Below are 24,060 nucleotides of genomic sequence, written 5' to 3'. Positions count from 1 at the left end.
ACAAAAAGATAGCCATAATTAAGGAAAAGGTTGCACTTTTGCTCGATTTAAAGTATTTATATTATAAATAGTATTTGAAGCTATACACACCACACAACGACAAAATGACTACACACAATCAGGAGTTTTTAAAAAATGATAATTAACAATAAGTTATCGTTCAACAAGAAAACCGCACTCAGTATTGCTATTACAGGCATATTGGCAAGCGGCCACGTTGCAGCTCAAGGCGCTGAAGGCGACACACCGACAGTAGTAGATAAAGATGTTGAGGTTATCGCAGTAACGGGTATTCGCAGCAGCTTACGTTCATCAATGTTAGATAAAAAAGCATCTAATGTTGTAACCGATGGGATTAAAGCAGAAGATCTTGGTAAATTTCCTGATTTAAACGTAGCAGAGTCTCTGCAACGTATTACAGGTGTAGCCATTGACCGTAGTGGCGGTGAAGGACAAGCAGTAACAATTCGTGGTTTTGGCCCACAATTTAACACGGTACTTGTAAATGGTCGTCAAATTGCGACTGACAGTGCAGGGCGTGAATTTAATTTTGATGTATTAGCGGCAGACCAAATCACCGGTGCTGATATTTATAAAAGTAACAGTGCAACGCTTCAAGAAGGCGGCATTGGTGGTACGGTTAACGTAACCACAGCTCGTCCATTCGATTTTGGTGGCTTACATGTGATTGGTTCAGTGAAAGGCATGTACGAAAGCCTTTCTGAAGAAGTATCGCCATCGGCTTCATTTTTAGTAAGTAATACGTTTAACGACGACAAGCTCGGTGTGCTTTTTGCCATCACTAACCAACAACGTAAGCTGCAAAATAACCAAATTTTAACGGCTGGTTGGCGCGGTGGACAAACTATTTCAAATCCACAAGACGGCGTATTGTACGACAATGCATACATCCCACGTAACTGGGACCAAGTTGTAGATGAGCAAGACCGTGAACGTACTAATGCAAGCTTAGTATTACAATATGCACCGTCTGACGATATTACTATTACCGTAGATGGTTTAATTTCTAAATTTGAAGTGGACTCATCAGTACGCGATTTAGCTTCTTGGTTTGAACCAGACCGCGTAGGTAGCGCAACAATCGATCCAGAAACGGGTACCTTGCTTACCTTTACGCAAGAAGTTGGTTTAGGTAACGCCAGTGGCAACCCTGCAACCGACTTTGTATCACACACACGTAACTCGCGTGATGTAACTAACAAAGCATTTGGTATTAACGTTGACTGGCAAGTAAACGAGTCATTAAAAGCAAAATTTGACGTATCTCGCTCAACAGCTGAAAACGACCGTGCTGGTAATGACCGCTTTAACGTAGTGGGTATTATTAACAGCTACAGCTTTGACGGCACCGGTAGCGTTCCTACCGTACAGCATGATGGTTTTGAAAATGGCTCGCTGCCAGATGCAAGCCTTGCGCGTCTTCACTACAACGAAATTGGTAATCAGTTTACTGATGAAGATGAAATTACTGAAATCAAAGCCGATTTTGAATATGTACCAGATAAAGGCCCGGTTGATCGCATTAACTTTGGTGCTTATCGTCAAGAACGTGAAAAATCAAGCTTCCAAATTTTTGGTAGCCAATGTCAATTTTGTGGTTACGGCACTGAAGCACCACTTGATGAAATTGATTTTGAAGCTTACTCAGCAAGTAACTACTTCCCAGGTTTAATTGATACATTTTATAGCTACGACGGCGACAAAATGCTTGATTACCTTGCTGACCAAGGTTTCCCTGTAGAGCCAACACTACAGAATAACCGTTACACAATTAACGAAGATATCACTAGCCTTTACATGGACTTTACCATTGGTTTTGACCTGGCTGATATGCCAGTTACGGTTAACATGGGTGCACGTTACTCAGAAACTGATATTGAAGTAGCTGCTGTACAAAGCTTTATCAGCGATGTTATTCCTACCTCTGATGCCACTTTATTCCAAAACGTATTTGGCCCGGCAACAGACATTCAAGAAGGGACGAGTTACTCAAACTTACTTCCTTCTTTTAACGTTAAGCTTGAACTGCAAGACAACATGATTTTACGCTTTGCAGCGTACGACAGTATTACTCGTCCTACTATGTCACAGTTATCACCTGCGACCACGTTTAACGAGCCTCGTCGTCAAAACTTAACAGCAAGTGGTGGTAACCCTGCACTTAAGCCATTCCAATCTGAAAACTGGGATATCTCTTACGAGTGGTACTACAACGACGCTAACTTATTTAGCTTTGCCGTATTTAGTAAAGAAGTGGATGACTTTATTGTTACCCTAACCGGCGACGAAACATACGACATGACTGACCGTACAGGCCCTGATTTTGCGTGTACAACCTGTACTGACCAAACCGATGCCGAACTTAACGGTAGCTCAGAAGTTTACACTGTAAGTCGCCCGCAAAATGGCGAGTCTGCAACGGTAACGGGTTACGAAATCGGTGTAACTCATATGTTTGAAAACGGCTTTGGTTTTATTGCTAATGCCACGGTAGTAGATAGCGATATTAGTGTTGATGGCGATACAAGCCAAACATTTGCGCTTGAAGGGTTAGGTGATTCACAAAACTTAGTGCTGTTTTACGAGCAAGATAACTGGCAGGCACGTGTTGCATTTAACAACCGTGAGGGCTTTTTACGCTTAGTTGATAACGGCTTTAACGGCGAACCAGTGAACGTAGAAACGTACGGTCAATGGGATATTAGTGCAAGCTACGATATCAACGAAAACTTCACTATTTTTGCCGAAGGCATCAACATTACTGAAGAAGAGCTAGTGCAAACGGGCCGTTTTGCTAATCAAATCTACTCTGTAGAAGATAATGGCTCACGTTACGCGTTTGGTATTCGCGGTACGTTTTAATTGATAGCAGAGGCAGTGATTGCCTCTTAGTTTTCATTGCAGTGCATTATAAGTACTGTTACTAATAAAGTTAGTAGCTAATTTGCACAAAATGAGACTAATTTAAACAAATGCCCGAAAGGGCATTTGTTGTCTAACCGGTTATCAATAAAGTACTCAAAGAGTAGTCCGTTATGAATAAAGCAATAAAAACAATCGCCGTAATTGGTGGCGGCACAGCAGGATGGCTGAGCGCTGCAATTATCGCTTCGTATCACCAAGGTAATAAGGGTGATGGCTTAAAAGTGATGTTGGTAGAATCATCTGATATTCCAACAATTGGTGTAGGTGAAGGTACCTGGCCCACTATGAAAAACACGCTTCAGCAAATTGGTTTGCGAGAAGTGGATGTATTTAAAGCCTGTAATGCCACCTTTAAACAAGGCGGTAAATTTGTAAACTGGACGCATGGCAACAACGATTTTTACTACCATCCCTTTACGGTACCGCTAGGCTACGGCCGTATAGATTTAGCCCCCTATTTAGATAATGTTGAAAACTTTGCTCAGCAAACTAATTTTCAGCACGATATTTGCGAAGCAAACCTAGCCCCGAGAGGCATTGCGCAAGGCGAGTATCAAGCAAATTGTAATTACGCATACCATTTAGATGCCGGCGCCTTTGCTGAGCTATTAAAACAGCATTGTAAGAGCAAACTAGGCATTGAGCACATTATTGGCACCGTTGATCAGGTAAAGCTTGATGAAAGCGGGGCTATAGACACGCTTACCTTAACCGATCAAACCCGCACAATAAACGCTGATTTATTCATAGACTGCACGGGGTTTTCATCGCTGTTATTAGGCCAAGCCCTTAACGTGCCATTTAAAAAAATGGATCACGTATTATTTAACGACAGCGCCCTAGCTATGCAAGTCCCCTACGATGAAGGTGATGAGTCACTGGCCAGTCATACCATTGCCACCGCACAAAATGCTGGGTGGATTTGGGATATAGGCCTAACGCATCGCCGTGGTGTAGGGCATGTATATTCAAGCAAGTTTTTATCAGATGAAGAAGCCGAGCAAAACTTACGTAACTATTTAGGTGATGCCGCTAAAGGCTTAACTGCCCGAAAAATAAGTTTTGAGTCAGGCTATCGCGAAAAATTTTGGCACAAAAACTGTGTTGCAGTGGGAATGTCGGCAGGTTTTGTAGAGCCCCTTGAAGCAACCGCCATTATGTTGGTTGAAATTTCGTCTCGCTTTGTTGCAGAGCACATGCCAGCCGATACCCAAGTAATGTCCATTGTTGCAAAGCGCTTTAATGAGCAAATGGATTATCGCTGGCAGCGTATTATCGACTTTTTAAAACTACATTACATGCTAACTAAGCGCCCAGAGCCTTATTGGCAAGCGCACGTACAACCGCAAAGCATTCCGCAAAGTTTACAAGAAGACTTGCTGCTTTGGGGGACGCGTGGCCCACTTATTCAAGATTTTCATGGCGCATTAGAGCTATTTCCTGCCGCCAGTTACCAGTATGTTTTATACGGTATGGGCTTTAAGCCCGACTTTACTAAGCAAGCGTATTTGTACTCAAACGATGCGCAAGCAAGTCAAATAATTGAACGTAACAGCCAGCTTACACAGCAGATGTTGCAAACGTTGCCGCCTCACCGTGCTTATATTGAGCAGTGGCTTGCGGCTAACCCAGTTTAAGGATGTGTAACTATGGCAATTAGTGAACTATCAAATACTCAACACCAAGCAATAAAAATTAACCCTAATGCGGGTGTTGAATACGCAAAAACACAGCATTTAGTTAACCTGCGTGCAAACGAAGTAGCAAAAGCGGCCTGCGATTTACCTATTTTTTTAGCGCGTAACGCACACAACGGCAGCTACACCATTTCGGGTTTAACCAGCTTTAGTGCTCAGCAAAGTTTATTTGTGAGTAACAATCAATGGCAAGCGTTGTACACACCTGTGTGCATGCAAACCCAGCCGCTTTATTTACTCACTCGTGAGGCAAATAGCAGTGATTACTTTATTGCTATTGATGAGCAAAGCTCAGCCGTTAATACCCAGCAAGGCGAGCCGCTATTTGATGCCAAAGGCAACCCAAGCCTGTATTTAAGTGCGCAGCAAAAGCTACTAGAAAGCGATTTAAAAAATGATTACCAAACGTATCAATTTACCCAAGAAATTGCCCGCTTAGGGCTTATTAAAAACATAGATATTGTTTTGCAGTTTGAACAAGGCGAGGCGCAAACTATTCAAGGTTTGAGCACTGCTGATGAAGATAAACTGCAAACTTTAGACAGCGATACCATTGCCAATTTACACAAACAAGGTTACCTGAGCGTACTTAACAGCATGCTTATTTCGTTGTTTCAGTTAAATGCGTTAGTAAAGCGTCACAACCAGCATCCTGAACTTATGCCATTAAAGCAAATTAAGTTAGAACTAAGTCGAGATGCACACGCACTGTAAGGTGCAATTTATTAATTAGCCTTCATAGGTTAATACGTTCACATAGACAGACATTGCGTTTAACGCGCTGGAGACACACACATGTCAGACAACATTTTGCAGTTGGTGGTTTTTTTCTTTGTAACCGCTTTAATTGGTGGACTTACATATTGGAAGTGCCGAGGCCAAAACCGTAATAGTGGTGATAATCAAACAAAAGAGTATTTTTTAGCGGGCGGTGGCCTTACTTGGATGTTTGTAGCAGGCTCAATTACGCTCACAAATTTAAGTACCGACCAGCTGGTGGGCATGAATGGTAATCAAATGGCCTTGCTCGTGTGGTGGGAATTGGCGGCTATTTTAGGGCTTATTATTTTAGCCAAAGTATTTATTCCTGTTTATTACAAGTACAACTGTACAACCACCACGGAACTGTTAGAAAAACGCTACAACAACAAGCACATTCGCGCTGTTATTGGTGGCTTATTCTTTTTAGGTAATGCGCTAATTTACATGCCTGCGGTTATTTATTCTGGTGCGCTATTTATGCAGACCATGTTTAAGGTTGATATTCCGCTAATGTACATAGCGACCGCATTCGCTTTAGTAGGGGCTATTTATGCATTTTTTGGTGGCTTACGTGCGGTTGCCGTATCCGATACCTACAATGGTTTATTAGTGTTAGGTATGGCAATACTGGTCGTATTTTTAGCGCTTAACGCGATTGATTACGACTTTAGCGGTATTCCACAAGAGCGCTTAACATTAATTGGTGACGCTGACTCGCCAATCCCTTGGCCTACGCTTTTAACCGGTATGATCTTTATTCAAATGTATTACTGGGGTACTAACCAAACCATTACCCAGCGTGCAATGGCTGCGCCAAACGTTAAAGAAGCGCAAAAAGGGATATTTGCAGCAGCGGGTATTCGCTTTTTAATTGTACCGGCGATTGTGGTACTACCGGGTATTATTTCGTACAAATTGTATGGCGACATTGGCGATGCAGCTTATGGTCGAATTGTAGGTGATGTAATGCCTGCATGGTTAACGGGTGTGTTTGCCGCAGCAATGGCGGCGGCAGTGCTTTCTACTTATAACAGCTTATTAAACTCGGCTACGGCACTTTACGTGTGTGATATTCACGAAGCTTACTTTAATAAAGAGCCAAGTGTAGTAAAGCTAAGTGGCTACGTTACGTTGTTACTTACTAGTTTAACGCTTGTGCTTGTGCCAATTTATCAGCAAGCCGACAGCATTATTAACTTACTACAACAGTTAAACGGCTTATTAAGTATGCCTATATTCTCAATTTTTGTAGTGGGCTTATTGTTTAAAAATGTAGATGCGCGTGCAGGTATTGCCGCGGTAATTTTAGGCGTGGTTATGTATGGCATGCTGACGTTTGAAAATTCGCCGCTACATACTGAACTACACTATATTCACTTAATGCCAATTACACTTATTGTATGTGTAGCCTTTGCGTTAATCGTTAATAAAGTAGTGTTTGGTTTAAATGCACAGTGGGCAGGTAAAACACCTGCTATTGAAGATACGCCACCAGTGCACGCACCAAAATAACCAGCAATAAAAAGTTAAGTCACTTTTTATTAGCCAGTTAACACATTACTAAATCGGCCTAAGGTAACTTAGGCCGATTTTTATTTATTCAATTAATCGACACTGTAGATAACACCCATGGGCAATAATACTTAATCATTTTGCGGGGCTAAACGTGTGACTACCTGCTGGGGTTTTACAGACTACCCCAGGCTAAAAGCCTACTAAATATAATATTGCTCAAGGTGGTATTAAATTTTTTAACCGCTGTTTAAGTTAATGACTGGTATAGCCAGTAATAATATTGGCTAAATTACACCGTAAACACTATCTAAAAGTAATTTGTATGATATATACTATTATTTTAAAATCACTGACTGCAATTTGATGCAGTAAGCGGCGAGTAAGCACACATATAATGTACTCGCGTATTAAACTCATCTTCATTAAAGAGGACAGGAGAATCATGGCTGATATTAAACCATTCTTTCGATTAGACAGCGCAAACAGCACCGTTATTTTCGACTGCCAGAGCAAAACCCCAGCTTTACTTTATTTTGGTAAGCGCCTATCTGAGCAAACAACTGAAACAATGCTAACTCAGCTTGCGACTCGTCAGGAAGTAAAATGTGCCGTGGTTGAAGAAGCACCTATTTCTCTTTCTCCGCTATTAGGTGAAGGCTTTACAGGCGCGCCAGGGCTAGAGCTGTCAAACGACACCATAGCTTGGTCAGTTGGGCCTGCTCTTCAAGATGTTCGTCAGCCAACCCCTTCTAGTTTAGAGTTTGTAAGTGTTGATGAGCTGCGTGGTATTGAAGTAGTGCACAGCATCACACTTGATAGCAACACCGATGTGCTAAGTGCGCATACTGTATTAACTAATTTAAGTGATGCCCCGCTAAGCGTTAATTTTTGCGCCGCACCTACGTTCCAACTACCCGATAGCATGAACAAGCTAGTGAGCTTTGAAGGACGTTGGTCTAACGAATTTCAACGTCAATCGGTTGATTTAGTATTAGGCAGCTTTGTACGCGAAAACCGCAAAGGTAAAACATCGCACGACGTATTCCCTGGTTTATTAGTTCATAGCGAAGGCGCAGGCGAGCAACAAGGCGAGTGTTATGGCTTTCATTTAGGTTGGAGCGGTAACAACAAGCTACGCGCTGAGCTACTACCAGAAGGGCGCCGTTATGTGCAAATGGGTGAGTTATTATTACCGGGCGAGCTAACCCTTGCTAAAGGCCAAACGTATCAAAGCCCAAGTATTTATGGCTCGTTTTCGAGCGATGGCTTTAGTGCGCTGTCGCGTAATTTTCATCGTTTTGTTAAAGCTAACTTACTTAGCCAGGCGCAGCGCGAAAAAACACGCCCAGTACATTACAACACGTGGGAAGGTATTTACTTCGATCACGATGTAGACACGCTAAAGCAGTTAGCCGATAAAGTAGCGCCATTAGGTATTGAGCGTTTTGTACTGGACGACGGTTGGTTTAAAGGTCGCCGTGGTGATTATGCAGGCCTAGGTGATTGGACCGTAGATTACGAAATTTACCCAGACGGCCTATCGCCGGTGATTGACCATGTAAATAGCTTAGGCATGGAGTTTGGTATTTGGTTTGAACCTGAAATGGTAAACCCAGATAGTGACTTATACCGCGCCCATCCTGATTGGGTATTAGGCTCAGAAAATAACGAGCAACTTAGCTTTAGAAACCAGCTAGTGCTTGATTTAACGCGCACTGAGGTTATTGAATACCTATACAAAGCGATTGATGACATTTTAGTTGAATACCCAACAATTAAGTACATTAAATGGGATATGAACCGCGATATAAACCACGCGGGTAACTTCTCAGGCAAGCCTGCGGTGCATCAGCAAACACTGGCACTGTATCGCTTAATCGATCGTATTAAAGCGGCGCACCCTGGCCTTGAAATAGAAAGCTGTTCGTCAGGTGGTGCCCGTGTAGATTATGGTGTGCTTGCACACACAGACCGTGTATGGACGTCAGATTCTAACGATGCACTTGACCGTCTTGAAATTCAACGTGGTTGTTCGTTCTTCTTCCCATCGTCGGTTATGGGTGCACACGTAGGCCCTCGTGATTGTCATATCACAGGTCGTAATGTCAGTATTGAAATGCGTGCTGCGGTATCTATGTTTGGTCACATGGGTATTGAAATGGACCCACGTGAGCTGACCGATCACGAATACAATGCGCTTAAAGCGGCTATTTCGCTGCACAAAGAGCACCGTGAATTTATTCATGCTGCCGATTTGTACCGCCTCGATAGCGACGATTTATCAATTAACTTTGGTTTAATCGACGAGCAAAAATCAAAAGCGTTATTTGCGTATAACAGTGTACGCGAAACACCGCGCACTGCGCCTAATAAGCTTCGTTTTGTTGGTTTAGATGCAGATACGCAGTACACACTTAATTTAGTGTGGCCTGTTAAATTTGAAGAATACCGACCTTCGTCTATTGCTGCTGTTAACGGGCAAACCTTTACGGGTGAAGTGTTGATGGAATTTGGCCTACAAATGCCAATTTCATTCCCGCAAACATCGCTTATTTTTGAGCTTAACAAAGCTTAAAATATAGCAAGCAGTAAAAAGGGAGCTAATTAGCTCCCTTTTTTAATAATGTTTTTTAAGCTATTAGTCGAGTTTAGACTCAATCAGCTCAAGCGCTTCTTCTAAAATGGTTTCTACTGCTTTTTTAGCGCGCTCTGGATTGCGCGATTTAATCGTATCTAAAATATCAGCATGCTTTGCAACGTCGGCCCCTGGCACACCTTTAATGTGGTTGGTGTAACGAATACTTACGCGCAGCGCGGTGCTAATAAATTCAGTGAGCTGTACAAAAAAGCGGTTATTACTGGCTACTAAAATACTGGTATGAAAGGCAATATCGGCTTCAAGCGGATCGTCTAAGCCTTGGTCTGCATCGGCCATGCGGGCAAGTGCGTTATCTATTTCAGCAAGTTGTTCGGCGCTGGCATTTTCAGCTGCTAGGGCAGCGGCTTGTGGCTCAAGTGCGACACGTACTTGTGTAAACTCTTTTAATAAAGAAAGCGACGGTTTACTGCTTAAAATCCAGCGCAGTACATCTGTGTCAAACATATTCCAGCTGCTTTCTGGCAGTACACGGATCCCTTGCTTAGGGCGAGAAGATATTAAGCCCTTAGCAGAGAGCATTTTTACAGCTTCGCGTGTTGCACTGCGGCTCACATCGTATTTTACGCATAGGTCAGCTTCTGAGGGCAGGCCTTCGTTAACTGGGTAAACGCCACGCACAATTGCAAAGCCTAAATCATGGGTTAATTGTTGTGTTAAATTTTGACGAGGTTGGCTTTTCATTGAGCGTTATCCGAATGAGTTATTGCTTTATTATATATCATATATCATATTAATGTACGAAAGGATATGTTATAAACTTTGTTAAAGGCAAGTATTTTAACACAGCTGTAACAGTAATCCTCTTTAGCAAATAATTATAAATATTGAGAGGGGCAGTCTGTATTATGGAGAAACGCATTTGAATAATCACGCTCACTACCCCAGTATTTCTGGCAAAGTTGTTTTTATTACCGGGGGCGCTTCAGGCATTGGCCGTGCAATGGTAAAAGCGTTCGCCGCTCAAGCTGCCAAAATTGCCTTTATAGATATTAATAACGAGGCTGCCCAATCTCTTATAGCCTCACTGCCTAACGCTAAATTATGGTTTAGGCAGGTTGATGTAACCGACTCAAATGCTTTACAGCAATCTTTGGTAGATGCATGTGCTGAACTAGGCGCTATTAATGTACTGGTAAACAATGTAGCCAATGACCGCCGCCAAGCCAGTGAAGACGTTACAGTACAAGATTGGGATCAATGCCTACAAATTAACTTAAATCCGGCGTTTTTTGCCTCGCAAGTCGCTATGTCTTTTATGAAGGGCGAAGGCGCGGGGAGCATTATTAATTTTAGCTCTATCAATGCCATCATGGGGCAGCCACAAATGGCGGGTTATGTAACGGCAAAGGCCGGTTTAATCGGCATGACTAAAGCACTGGCACGCGATTATGGTGAATTTGGTATTCGGGTGAATGCTATTTTACCGGGTTGGGTTGCCACCGACCGCCAATTAGCCAGTTGGTTTACCGAGCAAGAGCAAGTGAAGTGGATGGAAGCCATGGCACTTAAAAAGTTAGTAACCCCTGAAGATGTAGCTAATTTGGCACTTTTTTTAGCTGCCGACGAAAGCAGTATGATCACCGGTCAAGGTATTAAAATTGACGGTGGGAGGCTCTAAGTTGCAGCACTTAAACCTTTTTATAGCCGTAGATTGGGGCACGAGTCATTTACGCGCCTATTTATGCAGCGTAAATACCACAGGGCAGTTAACTTTAATTGCTCAGCGCGACGGCCCAGGTGTGATTAGAGATAAACAAAACTTTGAACATACTTTAATTGGTGTCGTTGCACCATGGACCAGCGAATACGGCGTTTTACCTATTTATATGGCAGGGCAAATCACCTCAAGTATTGGCTGGAAAGAAACCCCTTATTTAGCGTGCCCCATAAACCCCGAAAGCCTACTTAGTGGCGCAATTAATTTTGATTGTGCAGGTAACAAAGTCAGTGCTTTACCTGGTACAAAATGCACATTACAAAACAATTTATTTGATGTAATGCGCGGCGAAGAGCTGCAAATATTAGGTTTTTTAAAACAAAACCCGGCCTATCAGCACGGCAACGTACTCATTTGTTTACCCGGTACCCATACTAAATGGGTGCTGTTAAAAGATGGCCAAATCATCTGTTTTAAAACCGCAATGACCGGCGAATTATACGACTTGCTATGTCATCAAAGTGTACTTATTCCTAACGACTGTGAAGCGGGGGAGTTTGATTGGCATGCATTTGAGCAAGGCTGTGAACTCACGTTAGGCAGTGACAGCGGTAATTTGGCGCACGGTATCTTTAGTGTCCGTACGCGCCAGCTTTCAAAAGAGTTAACACCAGTGCAAGCCAAGGCATACTTGTCGGGCGTACTTATTGGTAGTGATGTACGCGCTGCACGCCATGCCAGTGAGTGGCAATTGGTGAATAATTCTAAAGTGGTCGTTATTGGCACAGAGCAACTAAATGCCTGCTTTACTCATGCGTTAAATTGCATTGGTGTGCAATGTTTAGAGTTTGACGTGAAAGAGGCTACGTTAAGTGGTTTTAACTACTTATTTAATAGTAATAAAACCAAATAATATAAAAAAGCCCCCAATATTGATTGTGCAATTATTGGGGGCTAGTTCTTAAATTAAGTAAGGATTAAAGCTGCTGTTAAGCTGTTTTAGCCGCTTGGCTTTGCGTAATATAATGATTAAGCGTTGCCACTTGTGCTTCATTAAAGCGCAGCCCTAGTTTACTTCTGCGCCATAAAATATTGTAAGCGTTACCCGCCCATTCTTCATTTAGTAAGTAATCGACTTCTGCTGCAAATAAGCCATGACCAAAGTCTTGGCCTAAATCACTGAGCTGGGTTGCACTGCCTAAAATTAGTTTTGCACGAGTCCCGTAGGTACGTACAAAGCGTTTAAGAGTGATTTCTGGTAACCAACTATAAGCCGCTTTAAGCTCATTGGTCAGCGCTTCTACCGAGCTAAAATCGCCACCAGGTAAGGCGCTGTGTTTGGTCCACGCTTCACTCATTTGCGGGTAAAATTCTTCAAGCTTATTCACTGCAGCTTCGGCAAGTTTACGGTAGGTGGTAATTTTGCCACCAAACACACTTAACAGTGGTGTGTGTTTGCCTTCACTTGAAAGCTCTAACTTGTAATCACGCGTTACTTTTTGTGCATTCACTGATTCGTCATCAAGCAGTGGGCGCACACCCGAAAAGGTATGTACTATGTCTTCGCGTTTAATGTGGTTTTTAAAGTAGCTGTTAGTAATATCGATTAAGTAATCGATTTCTTCATCACTAATTTTTACATCTTGCGCTGCGCCTTTGTGTTCAACATCGGTGGTGCCTACTAGCGAGTAGTCATCTTCAAACGGTATAACAAACACAATGCGCTGATCTTTATTTTGTAAAATGTAGGCTTGTTTTTCATCGTGAATACGCGGCACCACAATATGGCTGCCTTTAACAAGGCGAATATTTTGTGGTGACTTTTCTATCAGTGCTTCGTCAAATAATTTTGCAACCCACGGGCCTGCTGCATTAACAATACCTTTGGCTTTAATAGTCTGTTGCGCCTTAGTTTGTTGTTGCTCAAGCGTTACCTGCCATTGGTTATCGATGCGTTTTGCACTTACACACTTGGTTTGCGTAGCAATGGTTGCGCCTTTGTTTTGGGCAGCTAAGGCGTTTAAAATTACCAAACGTGAATCATCAACCCAGCCATCTGAGTATTCAAACCCTTTGGTAATTGAAGGTTCTAATACGCTGTTTTCACCAAATTTAATGCCACGCGAGCCAGCCAGTGTTTCGCGCTTAGCTAGGTTGTCGTACATAAATAAGCCAATGCGGATCATCCATGCTGGGCGTAGGTGCGATTGATGCGGTAGCCTAAAGGTGAGCGGCCACATAATATGCGGGGCATTTTTAAGCAGCACTTCGCGCTCAGCCAAGGCTTCTTTTACTAATCTAAATTCGTAATGTTCAAGGTAGCGTAAACCGCCGTGGATCAGCTTAGAACTATTTGAAGACGTTGCACTGGCAAGGTCTGATTGTTCACACAATAGAACTTTTAATCCTCTGCCTGCTGCATCAGCTGCTATTCCAGTGCCGTTTACACCGCCACCGACGACGAGTAAGTCGTATTCGTTATCTGCTAATTCCACCGAGCTAACCTTTTTATTTGTAATATAAATAAGACATATAGCATCATAAAGCTGCGGCTCTTATTTGACAATAGATAACCGCGCTTTTTGCTTGTTAATTTTTAATCCTGATCTTTTTAAAACATACAGCGTACAACGCGCCATTTAAGCGCTGTTGCCGGTGTTTTGTAAGCCGCTAATTTTAATTAGCGGCTGGGCGTATTACGCTTGTTTGCTATCGTCACTAGAGAGACAAACTTGCGCTACACAGTGCTGCCACTTTGCGTATAAATCGTTACGTTCGTCAGCGCTCATTGTTGGCTCGAAACGACGGTCGCAGGTCCACATTTTTGCTAATTGCTCAGTTGACTCATACACACCGGTTTGTAAGCCTGCTAAGTATGCTACGCCTAAAGAGGTGGTTTCGGTCACTGTTGGGCGCTCTACCGTTGCGCCTAAAATGTTTGATAAAAAGGTCAGTACCCAGTTATTTTTAACCATACCGCCATCTACCCGTAACACGCTTGGGCGTAAGCCATCACGTTCCATTGCTTTTTGTAGGTCTTTGGTTTGATACCCAACCGATTGCAGCGCAGCTGCAACAATGGTGCTAATGCCCGAGTCGCGGGTTAAACCTAAAATAGCGCCACGTGCATTTGGGTCCCAGTAGGGCGCGCCTAAACCTGTAAACGAAGGCACTAAAAATACCCCATGATCAAGCGGTACATCTTTTACTAACGATTCGCTCTCTCCGGCATGGCTTAATAGTTTTAAGCCTTCAACAATCCACTGCATCGTGGCGCCTGCCATAAAAATGCTGCCTTCAATGGCATATGTTGGTTTGCCATTTAGCCTGTAAGCCACCGTGGTTAGTAAGCGGTTTTCAGAGGTAAGCGCTTTTTCGCCGGTATTCAGCATTAAAAAACAGCCCGTACCGTAAGTACTTTTTGCCATGCCTTGTTCAAAACATGCGTGGCCAACAAGGGCAGCTTGCTGATCGCCGGCAATACCACATACGCGTATTGGTGCACCAAAAATATCGTCGCTGGTTGAGCCAAATTCGTCGGCTGAGTCCATCACTTGGGGCAGCATAGATTCAGGAATTTCGAATAAATCGAGTAGTTCTTGATCCCATTGCTGAGTATGAATATTAAATAACATAGTGCGTGATGCATTGGTGGCGTCGGTGCGGTGCTCTTTACCACCGGTTAACTGCCATAGTAAGTAGGTATCAACGGTACCAAACGCCAGTTCACCTGCAAGGGCTTGTTCGCGTGCGCCTTCAACGTTGTCTAAAATCCAGCGCACTTTAGTGGCCGAAAAATACGGGTCTAGCAGTAAGCCGGTTTTATCGCTTATGGTTTGGCAAAGCTCGTCAGTGCTTAGGCTTTCGCAGTAATCGCTGGTGCGGCGGTCTTGCCACACAATGGCGTTATAAATAGGTTTGCCGGTTTTTTTGTTCCACACTAAAGTGGTTTCACGTTGATTGGTGATACCAATGGCAATAATTTCTTCAGGTTTAACGTTTTTATCTGCTAATACTTCGCGGCTGGTACTTAGCACGGTTTGCCAAATATCGTTAGGGTCGTGTTCTACCCAACCATTTTGCGGAAAATGCTGCGAAAATTCTTGTTGTGCTGAGCCAAAAACGTCTGCATCTTTTGTAAACAAGATGGCCCGAGAGCTTGTGGTTCCTTGATCAATTGAGAGTATGTATTTTGACATGATATTTATGTTATTTATCTTATCTTATATATGACTAGATTGCCTTTAACTTACATTAATGGCAATGATTTTTTCTTAAAATAGCCGTTTAAAAAATAAGCACGCTGTTTTTATTTGCTAACTCTTTTAAATAACAGGTGTTTTATAGCAGCATTATTTTAAGTGCGTATGCGGCTAAATATAAAAATAGCCGCCAAAGTTTGTGTTACTTGGTGCGCGGTTTAGCTTGTTGCCAATCCATACCAGTAGAAAAACGATTATCAAACCCATGCCATGCTGGCAGTGGCTTACCATTAACCACAGCTTGGTCGCCATTTTGTGGTAAGTCTAGGTATTCACATTGGCTGGTAATGCCTTTTACGTGGCAGTCCATCATAGCAAGTACAAAGTGTTTGTTGGTCTCGTTTAGGGTGCGCATTGACCACGAAGGCTCGTAGTAATGGCCTATATCTAATTCGCTGCTACGTTTGGCAATAGCAGGAGCAGGGTGCGGCGCAATATTATGGCGCGCATTTTTGTAAGTAAGCAGGTACTTGTCGGTGCTGCCCGTTTGGTTATATAGGTTTTTAATGCCTTCATAACCGGATATATCGTCTAAGCTACCCGCGATATAAAGCGAAGGCACTTTAATGTTTTGCATAGCACTGGCATTAAATAAGTTATGTTGCCCGCCCCAAGGCGCAAAGGCCACCATAGCTTTTATGCGTGTATCTACTTGCGGATTTTTATATTGCCCACCCGCGCAGCTATTGAGTAATTGCTGCACTTGTTTAATTTGCGCCGAATCTTTTATACCGGTAAACATTGCAGTGGCTTGCTCGTTAAAGCCATAACAGCCACCAATTGTATTAACCGCGCCAAAACCACCCATAGAGTAACCAATTACGCCTGCTTTTTTGTTATCTACTTGCTTGCTGGCAAAGTTGTTTTGTTCGTTAAAGTAGTTAAGTACAAATTGTTGATCGCGTGAGCGGTTAATAAGGGTACTAAAAAAGCCCGAAAACGGCGCATTTTTAAAATCAACATCTGCATTGGTTGAGTCGGTATGATCTATGGCTGCCACAATGTACCCGTGCGATGCTAAATGTTCGCCCAAGTAATACATAATTGTACGATAGCCGGTATAACCGTGTGAGAGCACAATAACAGGGTAGTGCTCTTTGTTATTAATGGCTACATCGCGCATGGCATCGGCTTGTAAGGTAAACGCTTTACCTGTACGGGTTATGTCGCTGTAGCTGGTTAAGGGTGCGTTTGCACTGTCTGCTGCTGGGTACCACACTTCTACTTTTAAAGGGCGATCTTTTTCCCCTTGGGTTGCAGGGTCAAACTGCGCGGGATTTATCAAATCAAGCGTTTGTACGCCAACGCTGTAACTACCTTTAGCAGCAAGCTCAGGAAGTACTTCGCTGGTTAAAGGTGGGTAGAGTTGCTCTGGCGTTTTTTGTTCTGCAAAAACAGTACTTGCTGTTAAGCAGCCCGTTGCTAGCAGCAAGGCTTTTGAAAGCGCCTTTAACGTGTGTGTGGTTGTCATTGTGTATCCTTGTTGTGTGTATTTTTTATTATTAATCTAGCTGATGGGCTTCAACGCTATCGCTGTATTTAAGCTGCCACTGCGCCCGAAGCGTATCCATTATGTGCATTACCCGCAGGCTTGTGCTGAGCGGTAATACATTGCTTTGTGTTTGTTGTTGTAAAATACATTCGCTAGCGTGAGCAATTTCAAATTTAAAGTTTTCATCGCCATTAAAGCTAAAATCAAACTGCTGCACTTGTTGTGCGTTTAAATGAAGCTCTAGCGACTGTGCACCAACAAATTCAGCAATGCGAATATACCCGTGCTCCCCTAAAATACAGGCTTCGGTAGGGCCATTTTGTTGTAACGCGCTACTAAGCTGCGCAAATTGCCCTTGGCCGTAATTTATAAGGGTTACACTGCGCTCATCTACGCCGGTCGTGCTTTTGTGTACTAATGATTTAATTTGTTCAGGGGCTTTATTAAATACCACATCGGCAATTGATATAGGGTAAATACCTAAATCAAGCAATGCGCCACCTGCTGTCGCTGGGTTCATTAAACGGTGTGAGTCAGCAAAGTTGCCCGCTAGGCTAAAGTTGGCATTCACACTGTGTACTTTGCCTATTACGCCCTCGCTTAATAACTGCTGCAGTTTTACTATGGCAGGTAAAAAGCGCATCCATACACCTTCCATTAAAAAGCAGTTTTGTTGCTCGGCTAACTGGCTAAGGGTTGTGAGTTGCTGTGCATTAACAGTAATGGGCTTTTCGCTGAGTACATGCTTATCGTGCACTAAGCATTGCGCAATAGTTTTAAAGTGTTGCTCGTGGGTATTAGCAATATATATGGCGTCAATGAGTGGGCATTGCATAAGGGCCTGGTAGCTCTCATAGCCTTTAACTGAATAGTGTGTGGCAAATTCTTTTGCGCGTTGCTCGCTGGTCGATGCAGCGCCAATAAGCTGTGCATTAGCGCAATGCGCAATGCTTTTAGCAAAGGTGTGAGCAATATTGCCACACCCAATAATACCCCAATTAACCTTTGCCATGCTTATTCCTTAATGATGTTTAAAAAGACGTAATTTGTAATCCTGAACCTGCTGAACATACGTAAATGTCGGCATTTAAATTAAAACGCTCAAAGTAGTGCTGCTCAACCGCTGCTTTGATAAGTGGTACTTCTGCATCACGGCATAAACACACAATCGCACCGCCAAAACCGCCGCCGGTCATACGTACTGCACCGCGTTCGCCCATCGCTTCTTTACAAATTTCTACTAGGCCGTCGGTCGCTGGCACGGTTACTTCAAAGTAATGCTTAAGCGATTGGTGCGATGCCGCCATGAGCTCGCGTAGCGTATCAATGTCGTTATTTTGCAGCGCTTTAGTTGCTGCAATTACACGCTCGTTTTCGCTAATTACATGGTGTGCACGTTTGTATTCGTTTTCGCTTAGTGCATCTTTAGTTGCTTCAAGCGTGTCCATGGTGGCTTTACGAAGCGTGGCTACATTCATTTTTGCAGCTGCTTGCTCACAGTCAACACGACGTTGGTTGTACTCGCTATCTACCAATTTGCGTGGGTAGTTAGAGTTAACAATAACAATGTTTAAATCATCGGGTACTTTTACTGATTCAGTTGCTAGGTTTTCACAGTCAATTAAAAGCGCATGGCCGTTTTCGCCTTTTGCCGAAATAAGCTGATCCATAATGCCCGATTGGCAATGCATAAAGTCGTTTTCGGCTTCTTGGCCTAGTAAGGCAATTTTTTCTTCGCTTAAACCAAGCTGTGCAATATGGTTAAACATACCACCAATGGCCACTTCTAATGCCGCCGATGACGATAAACCACTGCCTTGCGGTAAGTTACTGTCAATAAGTAAATCGGCGCCGCGTAAAGTATGGCCCGCGCGCTTTAGTACAAATGACACGGCACGGATATAGTTACCCCATTGCGATTGCCCTTCGCTGATGTCTTCATCAACACTAAAGCTGTCTTTTTCGCCTGGGTAATTTAACGAATGCACAGTAATGATGTTGTCGTCGCGCTCTTTAAACATAACTTGAGTACGAAACTCTAACGAGCACGGAAATACAAAGCCGTCGTTATAATCGGTAAATTCGCCAATTAGGTTTACACGCCCAGGTGCTGCAGCAATACCTTGAGCAGGCGCACCGTACAGTGATAAAAATTGTTGTTGAAAATCGTTAAGCGTCATCTGTGTGTCCTGCTGTTTTTTTGTAGTGTGTGGTACTGGCTGCTTGTAAAATAGAGGCAGCTGTTTCTGCGCTTAAATCGCGCTGGCTTTCGCCTAACATTTCGTAGCCAACCATATGTTTTTTAACGGTGGCAGAGCGAAGTAGCGGCGGGTAAAAATGAGCATGTAAGCGCCAATGTTGCTCATCTGAGCCACGATTAGCCGGTGCATTGTGCCATCCCATAGAATACGGGAAGCTACAATTAAATACGTTGTCGTATTTAGTGGTTAATACTTTAAGCGCTTGTGCTAAGGCGTCTGTTTGCGCATCGTTTAGCTGGCTAAAGTTTTGAATGTTATCTTTAGTTACAAGCATTGTTTCAAACGGCCATGCTGCCCAAAATGGCACCACCACAAGCCAGTGCTCGTTTTCAAATACGACGCGGGTTTTATCTGTTTGCTCTTTTTGCACATAATCGGCAAGCATCGCGCTGCCATGCTTTTTATAATAAGCAAGCTGCTGGGTATCTTCGGCTTCTATTTCGGTTGATAAATGCGCATGTGCCCATACTTGGCCGTGTGGATGAGGTTGCGAGCAACCCATGATCTCGCCTTTATTTTCAAACACCTGAACACATTCATAGTGTTGTGCAAGTTCTGTGTAGTTGTCTTTCCAGGTTTTTACTACTTCGTGTAGGGCATCGTGCTCAAGCTCTGGCAGTGTTTTGTTATGCTCTGGTGAAAAACAAATCACACGGCATTCGCCGCTTGCTTCATCAGCAATAAATAAATCGCTGTCTGAGTCTAAGCTTTGCGATTGCTCGCTTTCATTAGGGGTAAGTGCGCCGAAGTCATTTCTAAATACATGGGTGTATTTGTAATCTGGGTTGCTGTCGCCATTTGCACGGGTGTTGCCTGGGCAAAGAGGGCAGCTTTCATCGTGTTTTGGTAGTACGCTTTCGTTTACTGCTTCTGTAGCACCTAACCACGGGCGGTTATTACGATGCGGTGATACTAATACCCAGCGCCCCGTTAGCGGGTTTTTACGTCTGTGAGTACTTTCTAATAAAGCCATGTTAACTCTCCAACCCACTTGGGTAATTAGTTTGCCAGCGCCATGTGTCGTTGGTCATGTCGCTTAGTGTTAGTTCTGCGTGCCAGTTAAGGGTGGTTTGCGCTTTTGTGGCATCGGCGTAATTACAGGCAATATCGCCTGCACGGCGCGGTGCACTTTTATACGGAATATCTTTATTGGCTGATGCGCTAAATGCTTTGATCATATCAAGCACCGAATAACCTTGGCCGGTGCCTAGGTTGTATGCATGAAAGGCGGTATCTGTTTTATGTTGCATAAAGGCCGCTACATGGCCCTTAGCTAAATCTAAAACGTGAATATAGTCGCGCACGCCGGTGCCATCTTTGGTGTCGTAGTCGTCACCAAAAATATTAACCACTTCGCGTTTACCTACCGCAGTTTGGGCAATAAAGGGCATTAAGTTATTTGGGATACCATTTGGGCTTTCGCCTAATAAGCCGCTTGGGTGCGCACCTACTGGGTTAAAGTAGCGAAGAGCAATGCCCATAAATTGGCTGTTGGCATTACATACGTCTTGCATGGCTTGTTCAACCATAACTTTGCTCCAACCGTATGGGTTAGTAGCGCGTATAGGGTGTTTTTCATCAATAGGTAGGTAATCTGGCTCGCCGTACACAGTGGCCGATGAGCTAAATATAATGTGGTTAACGCCTTCATCTTGCATGTTTTGTAGCATGCTTAATGTGCCCGACACATTGTTTTGGTAATAACGCAGTGGTTGCTCGGTTGATTCACCAACCGCTTTTAGTGCTGCAAAGTGAAATACAGCCTCAGCTTGGGTGTGTTTAAGCGCAAGTTTAAACTGCTGCTCGTCTTGAATGTCACCTAAAATAAACTCAAAACGGGTGCCGGTAATTTTTTCGAGTTGATCAAGCACACGGGGGCTTGCGTTAGATAAGTTGTCGTAAATAACTGGGGTAATGCCTGCCTCATGAAGGGCAATACATGTGTGGCTACCTATATAACCCATACCGCCTGTAACTAAAACTTTCATGTGTTTTCTCGAAAAGTGTATTTATATGATAAATACTACTATTAAGGTAATTTAAAAACAATAGTTATGATTGTCCGTTATTTCAAATAAACGCTTAAAATTCACCCAAGCAAAGGCACAATGGCTATACCTACTTAATAAGGGCGCATAGGTTTATCAATTAATTCTATAAACTGATTCTACTGAGCCACTAATTATTAGTCGCTAAAAGTGGTGGTACTATTAATAAATAGCAGCGAGCTAATGCGTGTGTAATTTGTCGTTAATGCAATGGCCAAAGTCTTAATATAAAAAGGAACGTTCAACATGAAAAAAACAATTTTATTAACCGGTGCCACCGACGGTATTGGCCTAGAGACCGCTAAAATGTTGTTAGCGCAAGGGCATACTGTATTATTACATGGCCGCAACCAAGACAAGTTAAATACCGTACAAGCAAGCTTAAATGCTGATTACCCGCAAGCAAGCACAGCGACCTACATTGCCGATTTAAGCGATATGGCGCAAGTAAACACCTTAGCTCAGTCAGTGTTAGCCGACTTGCAAAACGCGAATAAAATACTTGATGTAGTTATTAATAACGCCGGTGTTTATAAATTGGCAAATATCACTACTGTAGATGGGCTAGATGCACGGTTTGCAGTTAATACGTTAGCGCCTTATTTACTTACTAAAGCGTTACTGCCTGTAATGAACACGCAATCACGTGTGGTTAATGTGTCATCGGCTGCACAAACCAGCGTTAACTTTGACTCGTTAGTGGGCAACAAGCCACTATCAGATAGCGCAGCCTACGCGCAAAGCAAATTGGCTATTACTATGTGGTCGCGTCATTTAGGTTTAGCACTTAAAGGTAACGGGCCATTAGTTGTTGCGGTAAACCCTAAGTCGTTACTAGGTAGTAAAATGGTAAAAGATGCTTATGGGCTTGCTGGTGGCGACTTAAAACTAGGCGCTGATATTTTTTGCCGCGCCGCATTAAGTGACGAATTTAAAGATGCCACTGGCCTTTATTTCGATAACGATGCAGAGCGCTTTGCACCGCCGCATCCAGATGCGCTCAACCCTACTAAAAATCAGCAGTTAGTTGATACGTTAGATAGCCTGCTTGCTCAGCTAAATGCTGATAGCTAGTAGCAAATTAACGCGAAAAGATTTCACACATGCCTTATAAAGCCTAGTTGTTTTTTATAAAGCCGATATGTGCTTTAAATGTTTTACCCTTTGTTGATCGTCAAAGAGTTCACCTAACGGTGAACTCTTTTTTTTGTGTGCAACATTACTCTTGTTGTAAACGCTCGTACAACCAATCTTTTAATTCTGAACGCTCATGTTTTAGTTGATTCATTTGCTCATCGCTAATGGGCGCATCTTTAAGCTCTAAAACACGAATCTCTTTATCTAGCTTGTCGTATTTATCTGCCTTTTTAGCAAATTCTGTGTCGCTTTTATTTAGCTCTGCAATGGTATTTAGGTACTGTGGAAAGTCATTGGTAAGTGAGTGGTCTTCGCCTAACATATTCGCTCCTTAGTAGGATAAATGAGTTACTTAAGTGAATTACTACCTTTTCATATATTACTCTGGGGCTTAGACAATAATAAATCAACCATAGCTAGCTTAAATTGATATAGCGCAGCGACTGGGTAGGATTTTGTTTAATGCCTACTTTTAAACAGTGATGGAGTGATTTTTAAACTCTATTATAAATATTATTTTGAAACTGATTGTATGTTTAGCCTTATTATCATTTGTAAAGGGTGTGTCTACAATGAAGCTTCATTACACAATTACTTATCAACAGATAACAGAGGCAATACCCATGAAAGCAATGACAATTAATAATTTTGGTGGCACTGAAGAGTTTGTAGCAGCTGAGGTTGCAAAACCACAAGTAACAGCAGGTAATGTGTTAGTTCGTATTGCCGCAACAAGCGTAAATACAATTGATATGATGATTCGTCAAATGGGTGCTGACTTACCCTTTGCTCCAAAACTACCGGGCATTTTAGGGATGGACTTTGCAGGCACCGTTGAAGCTGTTGGCGAAGGTGTAACAGACTTTGCAGTAGGTGATGAAGTATATGGTTGTGCTGGTGGACTAGGCGATTTACCAGGTGCACTTGCTGAGTTTATTCTTGCTGATAAGCGCTTAATCGCTCACAAACCTAAAAACCTAAGCATGAAAGAAGCAGCCGCTATTCCACTTGTAGGTATTACAGCACTTGAAGGCTTAACACGTGCAAGTGTAAGTGCAGGCCAAAAAGTATTAGTACACGGCGGCGCAGGTGGTGTAGGCCATTTAGCAGTACAACTAGCTAAGCATTTTGGCGCTGATGTTTACTCAACTGGCGGTAACGCAGAGCAACTAGCACTAATAGAAAGCTTTGGCGCTACAGGCATAAACTTTAAAGACGAAACCGTAGAGCAGTACGTTGAAAAACACACAAGCAACGTTGGTTTTGATATGGTGTTTGACACTGTAGGTGGTGGTAACCTGACTAACTCATTTGCTGCAGCAAAGCTAAATGCACAGGTATCTACAACGCTTTCTTTATTAGAAGTAGATTTAAGCCCAGTACACTTTAAAGGGTTATCGTTAAACGTAATCTTTATGCTTATTCCAATGATCCACGACTTTAACCGTCAAGAGCACGGCGACAAACTGACCAAACTTACGCAAATTGTTGAAGCAGGTGGTATGCGCCCAGTACTTGATGAGCAAGACTTTAGCTTAGAAGAAGCAGCTAAAGCGCATGACCGCTTAGCAAGTGGCCAAGCTATGGGTAAAGTTGTTATTTCTGTACAATAAATTATACCAAT

18 protein-coding genes are annotated in these 24,060 nt (G+C 43.0%); 9 read left to right on the top strand and 9 right to left on the bottom strand.

The window, feature by feature from the left end:
* The first annotated feature begins 135 nt into the window (after positions 1–135).
* The 5 genes from PAT01_RS09560 to PAT01_RS09540 all read left to right on the top strand — a co-directional run bounded on the left by PAT01_RS09560 (position 136) and on the right by PAT01_RS09540 (position 9,495).
* A complete protein-coding gene (locus PAT01_RS09560; RefSeq protein ID WP_024032017.1) occupies positions 136–2,883 on the top strand; it encodes a TonB-dependent receptor in 2,748 nt (915 codons plus the stop codon).
* Positions 2,884–3,056: 173 nt separating this feature from the next.
* Positions 3,057–4,583: a tryptophan halogenase family protein gene (locus PAT01_RS09555; RefSeq protein ID WP_138578045.1), complete on the top strand. Its 1,527-nt coding sequence runs from the start codon at positions 3,057–3,059 to the stop codon at positions 4,581–4,583.
* Positions 4,584–4,595: 12 nt separating this feature from the next.
* Positions 4,596–5,357: a SapC family protein gene (locus tag PAT01_RS09550; RefSeq protein WP_138578044.1), complete on the top strand. Its 762-nt coding sequence runs from the start codon at positions 4,596–4,598 to the stop codon at positions 5,355–5,357.
* Between the two features lie 81 nt (positions 5,358–5,438).
* Positions 5,439–6,917, top strand: coding sequence for an SLC5 family protein (locus PAT01_RS09545; RefSeq protein WP_024032020.1), 1,479 nt, complete (start codon positions 5,439–5,441; stop codon positions 6,915–6,917).
* A 445-nt stretch (positions 6,918–7,362) separates the two neighbouring features.
* Complete coding sequence (locus tag PAT01_RS09540; protein ID WP_138578043.1) at positions 7,363–9,495, top strand: alpha-galactosidase; 2,133 nt, start codon at positions 7,363–7,365, stop codon at positions 9,493–9,495.
* A 63-nt stretch (positions 9,496–9,558) separates the two neighbouring features.
* Here the strand turns inward: PAT01_RS09540 and PAT01_RS09535 are convergent, their stop codons facing one another.
* Positions 9,559–10,260 (bottom strand): FadR/GntR family transcriptional regulator, encoded by a 702-nt coding sequence (locus PAT01_RS09535; RefSeq protein ID WP_004588172.1) that lies wholly within the window; start codon positions 10,258–10,260, stop codon positions 9,559–9,561.
* A gap of 178 nt (positions 10,261–10,438) precedes the next feature.
* Here PAT01_RS09535 and PAT01_RS09530 point away from each other — a divergent pair, with 178 nt between their 5' ends.
* On the top strand, positions 10,439–11,197 hold the full coding sequence (locus tag PAT01_RS09530; RefSeq protein WP_054983386.1) for an SDR family NAD(P)-dependent oxidoreductase: 759 nt from the start codon (positions 10,439–10,441) through the stop codon (positions 11,195–11,197).
* A 1-nt stretch (position 11,198) separates the two neighbouring features.
* Complete coding sequence (locus tag PAT01_RS09525; RefSeq protein ID WP_126005559.1) at positions 11,199–12,149, top strand: 2-dehydro-3-deoxygalactonokinase; 951 nt, start codon at positions 11,199–11,201, stop codon at positions 12,147–12,149.
* Positions 12,150–12,225: 76 nt separating this feature from the next.
* Here the strand turns inward: PAT01_RS09525 and glpD are convergent, their stop codons facing one another.
* The 7 genes from glpD to galE form a co-directional block, all read right to left on the bottom strand.
* Positions 12,226–13,731 carry a glycerol-3-phosphate dehydrogenase gene (glpD, locus tag PAT01_RS09520; RefSeq protein ID WP_096041020.1) on the bottom strand — a complete coding sequence of 502 codons (1,506 nt, stop codon included), beginning with the start codon at positions 13,729–13,731 and terminating at the stop codon, positions 12,226–12,228.
* A gap of 201 nt (positions 13,732–13,932) precedes the next feature.
* Positions 13,933–15,435 carry a glycerol kinase GlpK gene (gene glpK, locus PAT01_RS09515; protein ID WP_039972273.1) on the bottom strand — a complete coding sequence of 501 codons (1,503 nt, stop codon included), beginning with the start codon at positions 15,433–15,435 and terminating at the stop codon, positions 13,933–13,935.
* A 205-nt stretch (positions 15,436–15,640) separates the two neighbouring features.
* Positions 15,641–16,969, bottom strand: coding sequence for an alpha/beta hydrolase family protein (locus tag PAT01_RS09510; protein WP_154945393.1), 1,329 nt, complete (start codon positions 16,967–16,969; stop codon positions 15,641–15,643).
* A 31-nt stretch (positions 16,970–17,000) separates the two neighbouring features.
* Entirely contained in the window at positions 17,001–18,002 is a 1,002-nt protein-coding gene (locus PAT01_RS09505; RefSeq protein ID WP_154945392.1) for a Gfo/Idh/MocA family protein, read from the bottom strand.
* Positions 18,003–18,021: 19 nt separating this feature from the next.
* A complete protein-coding gene (gene galK, locus PAT01_RS09500; protein ID WP_024032028.1) occupies positions 18,022–19,170 on the bottom strand; it encodes a galactokinase in 1,149 nt (382 codons plus the stop codon).
* Positions 19,160–20,224: a UDP-glucose--hexose-1-phosphate uridylyltransferase gene (locus PAT01_RS09495; RefSeq protein ID WP_154945391.1), complete on the bottom strand. Its 1,065-nt coding sequence runs from the start codon at positions 20,222–20,224 to the stop codon at positions 19,160–19,162. The genes galK and PAT01_RS09495 overlap by 11 nt, the downstream gene beginning before the upstream one ends.
* A 1-nt stretch (position 20,225) precedes the next feature.
* Complete coding sequence (gene galE / locus PAT01_RS09490; RefSeq protein WP_154945390.1) at positions 20,226–21,239, bottom strand: UDP-glucose 4-epimerase GalE; 1,014 nt, start codon at positions 21,237–21,239, stop codon at positions 20,226–20,228.
* Positions 21,240–21,545: 306 nt separating this feature from the next.
* Between galE and PAT01_RS09485 the strand changes: the two genes are divergently transcribed.
* Positions 21,546–22,373: an SDR family NAD(P)-dependent oxidoreductase gene (locus PAT01_RS09485; protein WP_154945389.1), complete on the top strand. Its 828-nt coding sequence runs from the start codon at positions 21,546–21,548 to the stop codon at positions 22,371–22,373.
* Positions 22,374–22,518: 145 nt separating this feature from the next.
* On the opposite strand, the gene PAT01_RS09480 is transcribed toward PAT01_RS09485, so the two are convergent.
* Positions 22,519–22,758, bottom strand: a complete 240-nt coding sequence (locus tag PAT01_RS09480; protein WP_004588182.1) for an HP1242/YdcH family protein — start codon at positions 22,756–22,758, stop codon at positions 22,519–22,521.
* 301 nt (positions 22,759–23,059) lie between these two features.
* On the opposite strand from PAT01_RS09480, the gene PAT01_RS09475 reads away from it, so the two are divergent.
* Entirely contained in the window at positions 23,060–24,049 is a 990-nt protein-coding gene (locus PAT01_RS09475) for a zinc-dependent alcohol dehydrogenase family protein (protein ID WP_154945388.1), read from the top strand.
* Positions 24,050–24,060 lie beyond the last annotated feature (11 nt).

It is taken from the genome of Pseudoalteromonas atlantica (assembly GCA_007988745.1).
Taxonomy (GTDB): Bacteria; Pseudomonadota; Gammaproteobacteria; order Enterobacterales; family Alteromonadaceae; genus Pseudoalteromonas; species Pseudoalteromonas atlantica.
Note: the sequence above shows the minus strand (reverse complement) of the source record. Positions and strands in the feature narration are given on the sequence as shown.

What these genes read in the sequence shown, in the direction of transcription:
- PAT01_RS09560 (WP_024032017.1), top strand. Translation starts at nt 136, where the DNA reads ATGATAATTAACAATAAGTTATCGTTCAACAAGAAAACCGCACTCAGT.
- PAT01_RS09555 (WP_138578045.1), top strand. Translation starts at nt 3,057, where the DNA reads ATGAATAAAGCAATAAAAACAATCGCCGTAATTGGTGGCGGCACAGCA.
- PAT01_RS09550 (WP_138578044.1), top strand. Translation starts at nt 4,596, where the DNA reads ATGGCAATTAGTGAACTATCAAATACTCAACACCAAGCAATAAAAATT.
- PAT01_RS09545 (WP_024032020.1), top strand. Translation starts at nt 5,439, where the DNA reads ATGTCAGACAACATTTTGCAGTTGGTGGTTTTTTTCTTTGTAACCGCT.
- PAT01_RS09540 (WP_138578043.1), top strand. Translation starts at nt 7,363, where the DNA reads ATGGCTGATATTAAACCATTCTTTCGATTAGACAGCGCAAACAGCACC.
- PAT01_RS09535 (WP_004588172.1), bottom strand. Translation starts at nt 10,260, where the DNA reads ATGAAAAGCCAACCTCGTCAAAATTTAACACAACAATTAACCCATGAT.
- glpK (WP_039972273.1), bottom strand. Translation starts at nt 15,435, where the DNA reads ATGTCAAAATACATACTCTCAATTGATCAAGGAACCACAAGCTCTCGG.
- PAT01_RS09510 (WP_154945393.1), bottom strand. Translation starts at nt 16,969, where the DNA reads ATGACAACCACACACACGTTAAAGGCGCTTTCAAAAGCCTTGCTGCTA.
- PAT01_RS09505 (WP_154945392.1), bottom strand. Translation starts at nt 18,002, where the DNA reads ATGGCAAAGGTTAATTGGGGTATTATTGGGTGTGGCAATATTGCTCAC.
- galK (WP_024032028.1), bottom strand. Translation starts at nt 19,170, where the DNA reads ATGACGCTTAACGATTTTCAACAACAATTTTTATCACTGTACGGTGCG.
- PAT01_RS09495 (WP_154945391.1), bottom strand. Translation starts at nt 20,224, where the DNA reads ATGGCTTTATTAGAAAGTACTCACAGACGTAAAAACCCGCTAACGGGG.
- galE (WP_154945390.1), bottom strand. Translation starts at nt 21,239, where the DNA reads ATGAAAGTTTTAGTTACAGGCGGTATGGGTTATATAGGTAGCCACACA.
- PAT01_RS09485 (WP_154945389.1), top strand. Translation starts at nt 21,546, where the DNA reads ATGAAAAAAACAATTTTATTAACCGGTGCCACCGACGGTATTGGCCTA.
- PAT01_RS09480 (WP_004588182.1), bottom strand. Translation starts at nt 22,758, where the DNA reads ATGTTAGGCGAAGACCACTCACTTACCAATGACTTTCCACAGTACCTA.
- PAT01_RS09475 (WP_154945388.1), top strand. Translation starts at nt 23,060, where the DNA reads ATGAAAGCAATGACAATTAATAATTTTGGTGGCACTGAAGAGTTTGTA.